This is a genomic window from Streptomyces sp. NPDC096040, from assembly GCF_040303265.1.
GTDB lineage: Bacteria > Actinomycetota > Actinomycetes > Streptomycetales > Streptomycetaceae > Streptomyces.
Genome location: NZ_JBEOTA010000014.1, coordinates 154,709 through 168,923, shown reverse-complemented (window position 1 = coordinate 168,923; position 14,215 = coordinate 154,709). Strand labels below are relative to the sequence as shown.

The 14,215-nt window shown below is 68.5% G+C and carries 14 protein-coding genes and 1 tRNA gene; 4 read left to right on the top strand and 11 right to left on the bottom strand.

The window, feature by feature from the left end; translation table 11 throughout:
* Positions 1–131: 131 nt before the first annotated feature.
* Positions 132–2,459, top strand: a complete 2,328-nt coding sequence (locus ABTY98_RS21010; RefSeq protein WP_352222431.1) for a transglycosylase domain-containing protein — start codon at positions 132–134, stop codon at positions 2,457–2,459.
* Between the two features lie 137 nt (positions 2,460–2,596).
* Here ABTY98_RS21010 and ABTY98_RS21005 read toward each other — a convergent pair whose 3' ends face one another.
* Positions 2,597–3,064, bottom strand: a complete 468-nt coding sequence (locus ABTY98_RS21005) for a GatB/YqeY domain-containing protein (protein ID WP_352222430.1) — start codon at positions 3,062–3,064, stop codon at positions 2,597–2,599.
* Positions 3,065–3,170: 106 nt separating this feature from the next.
* On the opposite strand from ABTY98_RS21005, the gene ABTY98_RS21000 reads away from it, so the two are divergent.
* The 3 genes from ABTY98_RS21000 to ABTY98_RS20990 all read left to right on the top strand — a co-directional run bounded on the left by ABTY98_RS21000 (position 3,171) and on the right by ABTY98_RS20990 (position 5,060).
* Complete coding sequence (locus ABTY98_RS21000) at positions 3,171–4,097, top strand: metallophosphoesterase (RefSeq protein WP_352222429.1); 927 nt, start codon at positions 3,171–3,173, stop codon at positions 4,095–4,097.
* Between the two features lie 56 nt (positions 4,098–4,153).
* A complete protein-coding gene (locus ABTY98_RS20995; RefSeq protein ID WP_352222428.1) occupies positions 4,154–4,912 on the top strand; it encodes a Pr6Pr family membrane protein in 759 nt (252 codons plus the stop codon).
* A 74-nt stretch (positions 4,913–4,986) separates the two neighbouring features.
* Positions 4,987–5,060: transfer RNA gene (locus ABTY98_RS20990), tRNA-Pro, on the top strand.
* A gap of 120 nt (positions 5,061–5,180) precedes the next feature.
* Here the strand turns inward: ABTY98_RS20990 and ABTY98_RS20985 are convergent.
* The 10 genes from ABTY98_RS20985 to ABTY98_RS20940 form a co-directional block, all read right to left on the bottom strand.
* Positions 5,181–6,695, bottom strand: coding sequence for a LacI family DNA-binding transcriptional regulator (locus ABTY98_RS20985; protein ID WP_352222427.1), 1,515 nt, complete (start codon positions 6,693–6,695; stop codon positions 5,181–5,183).
* A gap of 70 nt (positions 6,696–6,765) precedes the next feature.
* Entirely contained in the window at positions 6,766–7,086 is a 321-nt protein-coding gene (locus ABTY98_RS20980; RefSeq protein WP_352222426.1) for a helix-turn-helix domain-containing protein, read from the bottom strand.
* Between the two features lie 191 nt (positions 7,087–7,277).
* Positions 7,278–8,444: a DUF3631 domain-containing protein gene (locus tag ABTY98_RS20975; protein ID WP_352222425.1), complete on the bottom strand. Its 1,167-nt coding sequence runs from the start codon at positions 8,442–8,444 to the stop codon at positions 7,278–7,280.
* Positions 8,441–8,797 (bottom strand): hypothetical protein, encoded by a 357-nt coding sequence (locus ABTY98_RS20970; protein WP_352222424.1) that lies wholly within the window; start codon positions 8,795–8,797, stop codon positions 8,441–8,443. The genes ABTY98_RS20975 and ABTY98_RS20970 overlap by 4 nt, the downstream gene beginning before the upstream one ends.
* Positions 8,794–9,684: a bifunctional DNA primase/polymerase gene (locus ABTY98_RS20965; protein WP_352222423.1), complete on the bottom strand. Its 891-nt coding sequence runs from the start codon at positions 9,682–9,684 to the stop codon at positions 8,794–8,796. Before ABTY98_RS20965 ends, ABTY98_RS20970 begins: the two co-directional genes overlap by 4 nt.
* A gap of 161 nt (positions 9,685–9,845) precedes the next feature.
* Positions 9,846–10,640, bottom strand: coding sequence for a deazapurine DNA modification protein DpdA family protein (locus tag ABTY98_RS20960; protein WP_352222422.1), 795 nt, complete (start codon positions 10,638–10,640; stop codon positions 9,846–9,848).
* Between the two features lie 88 nt (positions 10,641–10,728).
* Positions 10,729–11,205: a hypothetical protein gene (locus ABTY98_RS20955; protein WP_352222421.1), complete on the bottom strand. Its 477-nt coding sequence runs from the start codon at positions 11,203–11,205 to the stop codon at positions 10,729–10,731.
* A 15-nt stretch (positions 11,206–11,220) separates the two neighbouring features.
* Complete coding sequence (locus ABTY98_RS20950) at positions 11,221–11,415, bottom strand: hypothetical protein (RefSeq protein WP_352094073.1); 195 nt, start codon at positions 11,413–11,415, stop codon at positions 11,221–11,223.
* A 149-nt stretch (positions 11,416–11,564) separates the two neighbouring features.
* On the bottom strand, positions 11,565–11,816 hold the full coding sequence (locus ABTY98_RS20945) for a hypothetical protein (protein WP_352222420.1): 252 nt from the start codon (positions 11,814–11,816) through the stop codon (positions 11,565–11,567).
* A 141-nt stretch (positions 11,817–11,957) separates the two neighbouring features.
* Positions 11,958–14,186, bottom strand: coding sequence for a cell division protein FtsK (locus ABTY98_RS20940; RefSeq protein WP_352222419.1), 2,229 nt, complete (start codon positions 14,184–14,186; stop codon positions 11,958–11,960).
* Positions 14,187–14,215 lie beyond the last annotated feature (29 nt).

Genomic DNA, 14,215 nt, shown 5'->3' with positions numbered 1-14,215 from the left:
CCTGTGCCGATCGGGCCGCAGTGCCCCCGTGTTCTGGCCGCGCCGCCCTCTATGTCACGATCCGGCACTCGAACATCCCGAGAGCCCCCCGCTCACCCGGAATGCTCATCCCTACGGATTAGGCTGCCCCCATGCCAAAGAAGCGCTCGGGCGGTGGTCTGTCGGCCACGCAGCAGGCCGCCAAGTTCCTCGGTGTCAGTGTGCTCGCGGGAGCCGTGATGGCGGGCATCGCGCTGCCCGCGGCCGGCGCCCTGGGCCTCGCGGCCAAGGGTTCGGTCCAGGGCTTCGACGAGATCCCGGCCAACCTGAAGAGCCCGCAGCTCAGCCAGCGGACCACGATCCTCGACAGCCAGGGCAACCAGATCGCCCAGGTCTACTCCCGCGACCGCACGGTGGTGGACCTCAAGGACATCTCGCCGTACATGCAGAAGGCGATCGTCGCGATCGAGGACTCGCGCTACTACCAGCACGGCGCCGTGGACCTGAAGGGCATCCTGCGCGCGCTGAACAAGAACGCGCAGAGCGGCGGGGTCTCCCAGGGCGCCTCCACGCTCACCCAGCAGCTGGTGAAGAACTACTTCATCGAGGAGGCCGGCGACGACCCGACCAAGGTCGCCCAGGCCACCCAGCAGACCCTCGGCCGCAAGATCAAGGAGCTGAAGTTCGCGATCCAGCTGGAGGAGAAGCTCGGCAAGAAGAAGATCCTCGAGAACTACCTGAACATCACCTTCTTCGGCGAGCAGGCCTACGGCATCGAGGCCGCCTCCCAGCGCTACTTCTCCCAGCACGCCAAGGACCTCAACCTCCAGCAGTCGGCCCTCCTGGCCGGCATCGTGCAGTCGCCCAGCCGCTACGACCCGGTCAACGACGAGGCCGAGGCCACCAAGCGGCGCAACGTCGTCCTTGAGCGCATGGCCCAACTCGGCGACATCTCCCAGGCGGAGGCCGACAAGGCCAAGGAAGCACCGCTCGGCCTGCACGTCACCCAGCCCAAGAACGGCTGCATCACCGCCGGCAAGGGCGCCGGGTTCTTCTGCAAGTACGTCGAGAACGTCTTCCTTACCGACCCGACCTTCGGCAAGACCCGCGAGGCGCGCGCCAAGCTCTGGAACCAGGGCGGCCTGACCATCCGTACCACCCTGGACCCGCAGGCCCAGGACTCGGTGCAGACGTCGATCAAGGACCACGTCTACAAGGCCGACTCGGTCGCCGCGGCCGCCACCCTCGTGGAACCCGGGACCGGCAAGATCCTGGCGATGGGCCAGTCGAAGCCGTACGGCTACAACAAGAACGAGACCGAGTACAACTTCTCGGTCGACAAGGACTACGGCGGCTCCAACTACGGCTTCCCGACGGGTTCGACGTTCAAGCCGTTCGTGGCCGCGGCCGCCATCGAGGGCGGCAAGTCCGCGACGCAGGAGTACTCGGCGCCGTACAAGATGAACTACCCGAGCCCCGTGCAGCAGTGCGACGGCAAGCAGTGGGTCAACACGGACAACGAGCAGGTCGAGAACGAGAACGAGTCCGAGGTCGGGCCGTACCAGATGAAGAAGGCGATGGCGAAGTCCATCAACACCTACTTCGTCCAGCTGATCTCCGACATCGGTCTGTGCCCGGTGGTCAAGATGACCGACGCGTTGCACGTCCACCAGGGCGACGGCTCGAAGCTCCCGCAGACCCCGGCCATCGCCCTCGGCGCGATCGGTCTCTCCCCGCTGACCATGGCGAGCGCGTACGCCACCTTCGCCGACCGCGGCATGTACTGCACGCCGGTCGCCATCGCGTCGATCACCCAGAAGGTCGGCAACGAGCAGAAGTCCCTGGCCGTGCCCAAGTCGACCTGCTCGCGAGCGATGAGCGAGAAGACCGCCGACACCATCAACACCCTGCTGCGCGGTGTGGTCGACTCCGGTACCGGCCAGGAGGCCGGCCTGGACGACCGGGAGAGCGCCGGCAAAACGGGTACGACGGACGCGCGCAAGAACGCCTGGTTCGTCGGCTACACGCCCAACCTCGCGGGCGCGGTCTGGGTCGGCAGCGCCAAGCAGAACATCGAGATGACCAACATCACCATCGGCGGCGTCTACCACAGCGAGGTCTTCGGCGCCGACACGCCCGGCCCCATCTGGAAGGACGCCATGACCGGCGCTCTTGAGGGCAAGCAGGCCGAGTCCTTCAACCTCGTCGACATCCCGGACGAGGACAACAAGGACAAGGGCAACGGGAACGGCAATGGAAACGGGAACGGGAACGGCCATGGCGGTGGGGACAACACGGGCGGCCTGATCGGCGGTCTCGTCGGCGGCCTGACGACCGACGGCGGCACGAGCAACGGCGGCACGACGAACGGCGCGACCGCCGGCACCACCACCCCGACCCCGACGTTCTCCTTCCCCGACGGCTTCATCCAGGGCAACGGGAACGGCGGCAACAACGGGAACGGAGGAGGCAGGGGCTGACCTCCCTCCTGTTTCCTACCGGTACGACGGCGGGGCCGCACCTCGGTGAGAGAGGTGCGGCCCCGCCGTCGTACCGCCCGAAGCCTCCGGCGCTTCCGGCGCTTCCGGTGCTTCGGGTGCTTCGGGTGCTTCGGGTGTCAGCCCTGGAGCCGCTTCTTCACCGCGGCGGCGACGCGGCCGCCCTCGGCCAGTCCGGCCACCTTCGGGTTCACGATCTTCATCACGGCGCCCATGGCCCGCGGCCCCTCGGCGCCCGCCGCCTTCGCCTCCTCGACGGCCGCGGCGACGATCCCGTCGAGCTCCTCGTCGCCGAGCTGCCTGGGCAGGTACTCGTCGAGGAGCTCGCCCTCCGCCTTCTCCCGCTCGGCGCTCTCGGTGCGACCGCCCTGCGCGAAGGCCTCGGCCGCCTCCCGGCGCTTCTTCGCCTCCTTGGCGATCACCTTGAGCACCTCGTCGTCGGAGAGCTCGCGCTTCTCCTTGCCCGCGACCTCCTCCTTGGTGATCGCGGCGAGCGTCAGCCGGAGCGTCGAGGAGCGGAGCTCGTCACGCGCCTTGATCGCGGAGTTGAGGTCGTCGTGCAGTTTCGACTTGAGCGTGGTGGTCATGGTTCCGATTGTCGCAGGTGCCACCTGCGGGCCGCCCGCCGTTTTACCCGCCCCTGTTGTCGGCGGCCGGTCATTGGTCCCGCCGCGCGTCTGACACGATGGTCGTATGCGCGCTCGATACGGAGTACCCCTGGGAATCGCGGCGTTCGGCGCCGCCGGTGTGTTGTACGCGGCCGGCTTCGAGGTCCGTTCGTTCCGCCTGCGCCGGGTGACGGTCCCGGTCCTCCCGCCGGGGATGCGCCCGCTGCGCGTGCTCCAGGTCTCCGACATCCACATGGTGGGCGGCCAGCGCAAGAAGCAGCGCTGGCTGCAGTCGCTGGCGGGCCTGCGCCCCGACTTCGTGATCAACACGGGCGACAACCTGTCCGACCCGGAGGGCGTCCCGGAGGTTCTGGACGCACTCGGCCCCCTGCTGGACTTCCCCGGCGCGTACGTCTTCGGCTCCAACGACTACTACGGCCCCAAGCTCCGCAACCCCGCCCGCTACTTGCTGGAGAAGACGAGCGGCAAGCACGGCCTGAACGGCAACGCGCCGGCGGTCGGCGCGATCCACAACCCGTGGGAGGACCTGCGGGACGCCTTCGACGGAGCGGGCTGGCTGAACCTGACGAACACGCGGGGTGTCCTGAAGGTCGAGGGCATCTCGGTGGAGCTGACGGGACTGGACGACCCGCACATCAAGCGGGACCGCTATGTGCAGGTGGCGGGCGGCCCGTCCAGTACGGCGGACTTCTCGATGGGCGTGGTCCACGCCCCGTATCTGCGCGTCCTGGACGCCTTCACGGCCGACGGCTACCCCCTGGTCCTGGCCGGCCACACCCACGGCGGCCAGCTCTGCATCCCCTTCTACGGCGCCCTGGTCACCAACTGCGACCTGGACACGGACCGCGTGAAGGGCCTCTCGCGGCACACGGCGGAGGGCCGTACGTCGTACCTCCACGTCTCGGCGGGCTGCGGCACGAACCGCTACACCCCGGTCCGCTTCGCATGCCCGCCGGAGGCGACGCTGCTGACGTTGGTAGGCCGGGAGTAACCCACCCGGCGTAGGACAACGTGCCGGTTATGCCCCTTTCTTCCTATGTTGAGGGCATGACGGCTCCGATACCCCGGGAGATCCCGGACCTCCCCGCGGTCCCGGGCACGCCCGTACTGCTGCCCGGACACGTTCCGGCGACGGCGGTGGTGGCCCCCGCCCGCCGCCCCCTGACCGCGGTGTTCCGCCTGGCGACGGCCGCACTGGCGTCGGCGGGCGTGGCCCTGGAACTGCTGCTGGGCAGCCCGGGCCAGATCCTGAGCTACTTCGGCATACAGGCGGCCATACTCCTGACCCTGGTCAGCCTGGCCTCGGCCCGCCGCGCCTGGCAGGCGTCCCGCCCGCTGTCCTCGTCCCTGACAGGCGCGGCGCTTCTTTACATCGTGATCTCGGCCTTGGTCTACCACCTGCTGCTGGGCCACACCGATCCCCCCTTCTCCATGACGGGGGCGACACACCCGCCGGTGGCCTGGCACCCCCAGTGGCTGGCCCTGCAGCTCCTCTATACGGCGGCACCCGGGGCCGCCCTCGTGGACTGGCTCATCCTCACACCCCCCGGCCGCCTCCACCTCCGCCAGACAGCGGGCTGGATGCTCTACCCCCTGGCCTACCTGGTGTTCTCCCTGACCCGAGCGGAGCTGCTCCTCCCCGGCACACCGGCCCGCTACCTCTACCCCTTCCTGGACGCCGAGCAGCACGGCTACCGCGGCACCCTCGCCAACGCCCTCCTCCTGGGCCTCGCCTTCTACACCCTGGCGGTCCTCCTGGTAGCCCTGGACCACACCCGCCCGAACCCGGTCGGCCGCCGCCCATAAACCGGATTTCGTCTCCAGCCACCAGTGGGCTAAAGTAAACGACGTCGCCGCGACAAGCAGGACAGCAGCGACACCGGGGTGTAGCGCAGCTTGGCAGCGCGCTTCGTTCGGGACGAAGAGGTCGTGGGTTCAAATCCCGCCACCCCGACGCTGAAATACCAGGTCAGAGCCTGGTGGGTAAATTTACCCACCAGGCTCTGAGTGGTTTCCGGGGCCTGTTGGGAGAAATCTGGGAGAAGATCTTGGATTTTCGTCTCCCAGGCGCCACCTACCGACGCGCGACGCGACGCTCCCGCAAGAGGTCGTTGAGGACGGCGACCGGCGACGTAGGGCACATCGTGAGCCGGGCGTCGAGGGATGCCTCCCACTCCGCGGTGAGGTTCGCCAACAGGTCCTGCCGCATCTCTCGGGTGATGTGCGAGTACCGCGCCTGCACGGATCCGTCGATGTGCCCCATCCGCTCATCCATGAGCTTCGGCGGGGTGCGGAACCCTTCCATGCGCGTCTTGTGCGTGTGCCGCAGTCCATGGGGAGTGAGCCCCTTGGCGATCGGCACCCAGCACGTATCCGCTCGCGCCTGCGCGCCTCTCCCCCGAGCCGGCACACCGGGCCAAGGATCGGCGAGCACTGGCACGGGCCGCGCTTCCTGTGGGGCCTTCTTCGGGTACCAGCCGGAGACCGCCGGCGTGAAAAGCCATGTGGCGAAGCCGTTCCGCCGCCAGTGGTCGACCTGGTCGACTGCGCCCCCGCCACGGGTGAACCCGAGAGCGCCAATGGCCTCTCGTACGCACGCCCTGGTGGCTTCGGCGACGGCGTCCGGTCGGTTGAGGACATTGGACACCGTGCCAGTGGAGACGCCGGCACGCCTCGCAACATCGACCACCTTGGCACCGGTCTCACCCGTGCGGGACACGCCCTGTCCGCGGAACACGTAGGTGTTGCCGTGGCAGGAGCAAGGCTTCGGCTGCGTGCGTGCGATGTGGCCAGCCCACAGGCGAGTGAGCCATCTCGGCGCGTCGATGGTGCGGTAGCTGTCGTCCTTGGGAGGGCAGCGCTCGAACTCACCCGAGTCGAGTTCGTAGAGCTGCCATTCCACTCGTACAGCCGCACTGCGGATGAACTCTGTCTCCAGACCGACGATTTCGCCCCACCGCATGCCCGTATAGCCCTTAGTGACAATGGCGACGAACTCGTCATCGCGCCCAGAGAGCAGCGAGGCGCGCTCAGCAGACAGCAGGATGCCGAGCGGATCCGTGACGACCTTCTCGGGCCCGCGGTCGCGCGAACGGCCGGCGCGCTTTCCCCTGCCTCGCCGTTTGGTGGCAGGGTTGGCGCTGATGAGTTCGTCATCGACCGCGTCTTCGAGGACCAGGTGCAGCGTGCCGCGCCACGTCTTCACACTCGATACGGCGTAGAGCGCCTTCTCCTTCTTCTCCCAGGTATCGACGTCCACGCGCTGAATCGACGCGAGCGGCCGGTCCTCGAACTCCGGGAGTAGGTGCTCTTCCAGGTGGCGCCGGTAGTTCTGCATTGTGGACGCGGCAAGGTCTTGTGCCGCGTACCAGCGCGAGGCGTATTCACCGAAGGTGGTCTGTCCGACCGCAGGGTCCTTCCACGTGCCGGTTCGTACCTTCGCTTCTTCGGCATCGGCAGCTTGCTTGGCTTCGCGCTTCGTGCGGAACCGGATGGCATTGCCCTGCTCGTCGGACACGGTGCCGTACTTGCCAGTCGAGATCTTGTAGCGGCCACGCCAATACGTGCCGCGGTTCTCTACGAACCCCATTCGTCCTCTCATCACAAGTGATGGGCGGGAGCCGTATCACGGCTCCCGCCCATCGAGATTTCGTTGTCTGTCAGACAGCGTTCCGTGCGCGTCGCGGGCGTCGTGCCCGCAGCGGCACCGCAGGTGCTTCGAAGGGGACGAACGTGCGTGGGCGCGTCGAAGTGGTCCTCACCAACGGTGCGTTCACCGGATCGGGGCGTTCCTCCAAGAGGTGGAAGATCTCTTCGACATGGCTCCGGGTGAACCGGTAGCCGCTGCCACTCCGGAGGAAGGGAATACGGCGTCGCCGCGCCTGCTCTTTAACCCACCATTCGGAACAGTCGAGCGCCTTGGCCACCTCAGCGGCCGAGTAGGACTTGGGGAGGTCGGGGTTGCTCTCACCCGCGTTCATGACTCCTCTTCCTGTCAGGTCCGCTACTTCCGCTACCTCCGCTACCGCCCTGGTCAAGGGCATGATCGATGTAGCGGATAGGGACGCGGGTAGCGGATGAAGCCGCTACCGGCCCCGGGATCGTGACCGCGGGACGGGTAGCGGATGGGGCGGCTCGGTAGCGGATGCGGAAGGCACATCCGCTACCGATTTCAGGCTTCTGACCTGCCCGGTAGCGGAGGTAGCGGAAGTAGCGCGCTTTCCGCAGGGGGTGGGCAATAGCGCTGCCACGCGTCGTGAAGATCGGTCGCGTAGTAGCCCTTCATGACGCTGCCGCCGGCCTTGATGTTGCGGGCCGCGATCGGGGAGTTGTCCGCGGTCATGTACTCCCGAAGCATCCGCGAAAGCCCGCGGGCGTCCAGGGGCTTGCCGCTCATGTCCGCCCACGGAGCCTCTTCGAGGCTGTGGAGCCTGTCGAGGATGGCGACGGTGGGCAGACGGTCGATTCCGTTGAACACGTAATCGCGCAGGTCTGTCAGCAGACGGATACCGACACTGCCCTTGTCGCTGGTCTTGGCCGCGTCGACCAACTCGATGCACGCGGCACGAGCCCGCTCCGGCCACGTGCCGCCCGCTGCGTCGGCCACGGCAAGCAGGGGCTCCCACACGTCCGCCGGCCGGTCGCTGATGCCCTCCGGGAGCTCCGGGAACACTCCGTCGACCAGGTGCCGGATGGACTGTGCCCACGTAGCGAGCCGGTCGCGGAGGGCGTGACCTTCCTTCTCGTGAATGCGCTGCCGGAAGGGCTCCACTCGCTCATTCGGCGCACGCCGACGCATCCGGACAATGACCGAGCGCGTGAGGATCGTGTCTGGCAGCGAGCCAAGACCGGCGACCGCGACCCCGCAGAACGACGGGAACTCCTGTACCTGCTGGTTGGAGCCGTCGCCCACACAACGCCACATGACGCCGGAGCGGCGGTGTCCGGCATTCAGGAAGCCTCGGAGCTGTTCGTTCTCTCCGGCCTTGGGGCCAAAGACGGTATCGATCTCGTCAAACAGGATCGTGGGCCGACCCTCCATCCCGGACACCGCCCGGAAGAGCGCCGAAGCGGACGCGTTGACCGCCACCATCGGTTGCGGCACGAGCGTTTCCACGATCTCCAACGCGCGGGACTTGCCCGACCCCGGCTCCGGCGACAGGAACGCGAGCCGCGGTGTGGAGTCGAAGCAGTCGAGCAGGTGCGCGTGCGCGTCCCACAGAGCGACGGCGACGTAGGCCGCATCGAGCGGGAAGATGTTGAAGCGGCGGTGGAAGGCTTCCACTTCATCGAGCAGTGCGGAGCCGTCCGTGACGGGTGCCGGCGGATTGGCGATCATGCCGCCTGCCTCCCTTCCTGGTTGATGCGGAGCGGGCATTCGTCGCGGTGGGCGGTGTGGTTGTTGATCAGGGCCAGCACCTTCGGCCGGCCGACGGCGCTGCGGTCCCTGCCGCACAGGCACTTCGAGGTGGCGGTGGGCACGGCGCCGTAGGGTGCGGAGATGCACAGCCACGCGATCGGGTAACGGCCGTCGCTCCGGTGCGCGTCGGAACGAAGAGCAGAAGGGACGCCCTTTCGGGCGGCGCTTTTCGGCTCGCCCACAGCCGGACCGAGCGCGGCTTGTGCGGCGGCACGCGGACCGGTCACGGCGGCAGGGAGGCTCTTCAGGGAGGGGCGGGGCCGGGTGCTCATGCCGCCCTCCGCTGATCGTTGCGAGCAATCGACCAGTTGAGACCGCTGCGAATGGTCGCCTCGCACGACCGCGGCGACAGACCGGCCTGCTCCCCCGCCCACTGAAGAGCCTCCTCAACCTGCTCCCTGGTGAGGTCGCCCCACGCGATGAACCGCCCCAAGGCGCGCGCCGCCCGGAGCAACGTGGCGTTGCGCTCGCCCTCCGGAGCCTGCCGCACGGACGCGGTTTCCGCGTTCAAGCCCGATACGGCGTAGCGAGACGCTCGAACGGCCGACGGTGCAGCCGTTAGTGCCCGCGATGACTGACGTGCCGTCAGGCAGGCGCGCAGCCAATCCGGCAGAGGCACAGGCGGCACGTCGTTGACGACCATGTACGCGCCCGCGCTGGTGATGCTGCCGGGCGCCACAACGTAGCCACCCCACGCACGGGTGTCGATGCGCTTGCCGAGCCGTCCGGCCGTGTTGCCGAGCCGCACGCCCGGCGGGGCCACGAAGTACAGGTGGTACCCGCCGCTCGCAGTCCGCACCATGCGGGTGCTGGGGACGGCGTGCCCGGCGCGCTCGCAGAGCGCCGTGAAGGTCGTCACGCCGTTAGGCGTGTCCGTACTGCACTTGCGCTTGGGCATGTCGAGGTCGACCACGACCAGCCGAGACGGGCCGGTCGCAATCCCGACGTTGAACGGCAGGTCGCCCCACGCCCGGCGGATACGGTCCGGGTCCATGGTGGCGCGCTCTTCCCACTTGCGGTGACCGCCCGCGCAGTCACCGATGCCGGGGCAGACGTCCTCACCATGTAGGGCCGGACGCTTGTCAGTGGGACGGAGCGGGAGAACGGCCCATCCTCGATCGGCCGCGTCGAGGGCGGCATGCAGGAGGTGACGGTTCATGCCGCCGCCCCCGGGGTCCTCGAACGGATGGCTTGGGCCGGACGGCCCTCGCAGGAAGCACGACGTTGGGTCATGCTGGAGGTCTCCTGTTCTCTATGGAGGGACTGGAGAACCGGGGCGGGCGCAGGCTTGTGGTGAGACGGCGCCCGCCCCGGGCGTAGCTAGGCCGCGTCCAAGAAGGGCTGTCGCCAAGGAGGCAGGCTGCCGAGGACGCGCTCACGCCAGCACAGGGCGTAGTCAATGCAGTTCGCACAGTTCTTGTGCGTGTGACCGGGCAGAGGGGGCCGCTTCCGAGCGTGGTAGCTCCAGGCCGCAGAGTCGGCGGACGCGAGCAGGTGCCCCACCTTCTCCAGTCCCAGGGTTTTGAAGCCGAAGCCGTGCAGCTTGAAGCCGTGCGCGGCCATGGCGGTGACGATCGCGGCGCCCTGCCGGGTGGACTGCAACCGGCACACCGACCCCAGTCCAACGACGGGTTCGGCCCGGAGGTCGACACCGGCCCGCTCGTACAGTTCCACGCACCGCTCATAGGCCGGCACGCTGTCGCCCTGGATGACGGGGGCGATGCGCAGGTCGGGGGCGAGCGAGCGCAGTTCCAGGAAGTTGGCCACGGTCCGGCGCTGGTGTTCTTCCACGCTGAGACGGGTGCCGACGAAGTACAGCCCGCCGAACCAACCGCCCTGGATGATGGCTTCCTCGCACATCCAGTCCTGAGGGGCCGCCCAGTCGTAGGGGCCGACACATTCCCAGATACGGCGCAGGTCACCGACGTACTGCCGGGGCGAACGGGTCCACGTGCCCTTGTCCTTCAGCTCCGAGAAACCACCGGAGTCGACGGCGTACGGCCCGAGGGCGGGGTAGAGCTTGGCGGCCGCCACGAAGTGCTCCGACTTCAAGAACAGCGGCTTGTCGGTGAGCTTCACCCAGTGCCGTTTGTGGGTGGTCAGGTAGAACCGCATCGCGCCCGGAGCTCCCGGCGCGGGAGCGGATGAAACCGGCGGTAATTCTCGCCGAAGGGAAATGGGTTGGGTCATCTGGGTCTCCTGTTCAGCCGTTGAAGGTGCTGCGCTTGATGACGGCCTTGCGGATGTTGACCGTGCTGCCGCGCCGACCGTCGGTCAGAGCGCGGGCAGGGGCGCGCCACGCGAGCACGGCGAGCGCGATCCACATCGCGGCGCCGGAGCCGAACCCGGCGGCGGCGTTGAGGACCTCACCGATGCCGTAGCCGGTCCCGGCCGCGAGAGCGCCGCCCCCGAGGCCCGCCGCAAGGAAGCGCTGAGCGATCGGGTCCAGGAGAGGCAACGGGGTCAAGTCGCGCGGCTCCGGCATGGGCATGGGCGGCGGCACGAGGTGCTTCGGCATCGGGACCATGCGCCCGTACGCGTCGGGGATCCAGACCACCGGCCCGCGCTCAGCGGTCAGCTCGATGGCCGCCGGGGCAGGCGCCTGTAAGTCGAGGGTGGCCGGGTCGTAAGCCGGAGCGAGCGCGGTGTCCGGCCAGCGGGCCGGGAGGTGCTCCTTCATGGGGCCGGTCTCCTCTCAGTTGCCGATCTGGGCGGCAGCGTCGGCCGCCGCCTGCACGAGGTTGTGGATGGGCTCGTACGCGCCGGTCCCGGCGGCGAAGAACCCGAACAGGAACAGCACGACCGCGGCGAAGCCCCCGGCCGACTTGGTCTTGACGGCGAAGGCGGACGCGGCGCCGAACAGCAGGACCGCGGAGATGGTCAAGGGCATGACGGAACTCGCTTTCGGGCGGGAGGGACGGGGGAGGCTCCGGGCGCCCAGGGTGCTGGCAAGCTCGGGGCAGTGACCGGCGACCGTGCCTGCCTAGCTGCAGCTAGGAGCGGGGTACGTCTCATGGCGGACGGTCGTCCGTCTTGCGCTCAAGAGGCGCCGGCGCGGTAGATGCGCGCCCACCGGTTGTAGAGCCAGCGGCCGACACGAATGCGCTTGCCGGTCGCCTGGCAGCGGCGGCAGTCCTTACCGCGCTTCAGCCGCCCCTTGCGGTCGGTCTTCATCGCGAAGCCCCAGCCGGAGCACTTCCGGCAGTTGCCGAACGGCGAGACCGCGCAGACAGCGGCGTAACAGAGTGTCACGCAGAGTATGAGAGCGATAGCGAGCAGGACAGGGGGCATGACGGGCCCTTCCAGGCGGGTTCATGGGGTTTCCGCAGGTGGACTGCTATCCGCTAGCGGCCTGATCAGAGCGCATATGGGGTGCTAGCGGAGCCGCTATCGATAGCGGGGTGTGGTGCTATCGATAGCGGCTCCGGACAGTCAGCCCGCGTCCCGCTTCCCGTCACGCTCCGCAATCGCGGTCGTGATGTGGGAGCGGTCGATACCCCGCTTGTTGGTGAACTTGCCTTCGATCCGGCGGCCCACCTGAACCGTGCTGATGCCATGCGGCTTGAGGGCTGCGGCGAGCCCCTCGGGGTCCCAACCGTCGTAGACCTCCGGCCGGAGTTCGGCGAGCCGGGCAACGACGGTCTCGGACCACACCTTGGGCTCGTCGGCCGGGACGACCGCGAGGATGTCGGCGAGCAGGTCGTACGCGGTGGTCACATCGACCTCCGGCTCTTCCCCGAGCGCGTGCCCGGACAGGGTGCCGGCCGTCTCGCGCAACTTGCGGGCGCGAGCCGCGATGCTCTCCGCCTTGGGCGCGTCGACGTACACCGATGACACGATCCGGGCATCCGCCCCTTCACCCACGAAGTAGTGGATGCCCTTGTCGCCCCAGGAGAACATCGTGGCGCGCACGCCCCGCTTGTACGCGGACGTGCCCAGCACCATGTCGTTCTCCAACTGCCCCATGACCTTCAGGCAGAAGCGAGCCGACGCGTTCGCGGAGATGCCCGTGGGCAGTGCCTTCGCGTCCGGACGCTGCGTGGCGAGGAGCAGCACGATCCCGGTCGCAGGACCACGCTTCACCAGGTCGGTGCAGATCTCTTCGAGCTCCTTGCCGTACTTGTCGTGCTCGAACCAGACCTGGCACTCATCCACCCCAATCACGATCGGGTGCAGTCCCAGCGACTTCTTGTTGGCCAGCTCGGACGTCACCTTGGACTCGGGGCAGATGTCCCGCGGCAGAGAGCGGATCATCTTCGCCCGGCGCCGGAGTTCCTCGCGCAGCGCTCGCAGGTCGCGCACCGCGTACTCGATGTCGGCCTCTTCGTCGCCGGCGCGGTGACGGTGGGCGACTCGCTCGCCCACCGGGTCCAAGTCGCCGGTGCCCTTGAGGTCGTAGGTGTGCAGTTCGGCCCGCGGGTCCAACGCCGCGATGAGCAGAAGCAGACGGAGCAGGAAGGTCTTGCCCATACGCGGGATCGCGCCGATGACGGCCGCGATGTACATGAGCGTGATCTCGACCCAGCGTCCGCGCTGGTCGGTGCCGAACGCGACCGGCTTGAACAGGTCCGTGCTGCCGGACTTCAGCAGTGGCCACGCGGGCTTCTTGGCCTTGGACATGTCCTGGTCGCCCACCCACAACACCAGGTGGCCGGTGTGCTGGTCGGGCACCGCCTCCGGCCACACACACCCGAGCGGGCGACGCAGGCCGGACGCGAGCCGCTCGCGCCGCTCGATGATGTCCGTCACCGTCACGCCGTACGGGAGGTTGCCCTCGGCTCGCCAGCCCGGACCGTCGCGCGTGATCGGAGCGGTGAACTCGAACCCGTCCTGCCCCTTGCCCTGCGCCTGGTTGATGGCGGGGATACCGAGCGAGCCGAGCGCGCGGAGCACGATGTCCGAGGTGAGCTTGACCGCCTTGGGCAGTTCCACCGCGCGGTGGATGACCGGGTCATCCGCCTTACGGCCGGCGGCCCCGAGCGCCAGCACGACCGCACCGACCGACAGAGCCTGAAGCCAGTCGGGGGCGAGCACGTAGATGGCGAGCGCGGAACCGAGACCGATGAACATCCCGAGCACGGCCACGAGGGTGCGCAGTCGGACGCGTCCGTCGCGCTGCCGCGACAGCTTGAGGTACTCGGCAGCGTCCTCACGGCGGACCGCGGCAAGTCGGACCGGCTCACCCTCCCGGTCGACCATCCAGCGCATGGTGCCGCCCACGAACTTCGCGGCGCCGGACGGAGCCCGGAGCGCGAGCCGCGCGGCGTAGACCGGGGACCGAAGGGCGTGATAGCCGACCGAGTGGGCGTAGTGGCGGGTCACCCACGCCGTAGCGGTCTTCAGTTCGGCCACGGACTTGAGCCACAGCGGAACGACCGGCCGACGCTGCGCGGCGAGCAGCCGACCCAGGTAGCCGGGAACGGGCGCCTTGACCGTCGGAAGGTCGACCATCACGCGCTCGGTCGGGTCGGCCGACTCGGTACCCGACCGACCGGTCTCCGAGTCGGCCGACGGGTCGGTGTCGGGTCGGGTGGTCGGGTCGGCCGACCCGACGCGGGCCGACCGTGCCTTGTCGAGGTCGACTACCTCTCCCCCGGAGTCGGCGTTCATCTCTGCTTCGAGTCGGTTGAAGAGTTCGTTCTCGTCGTCGGGGTGCTTCACTGAGGGTCCTTCCAATGGGAGGAAGGGCG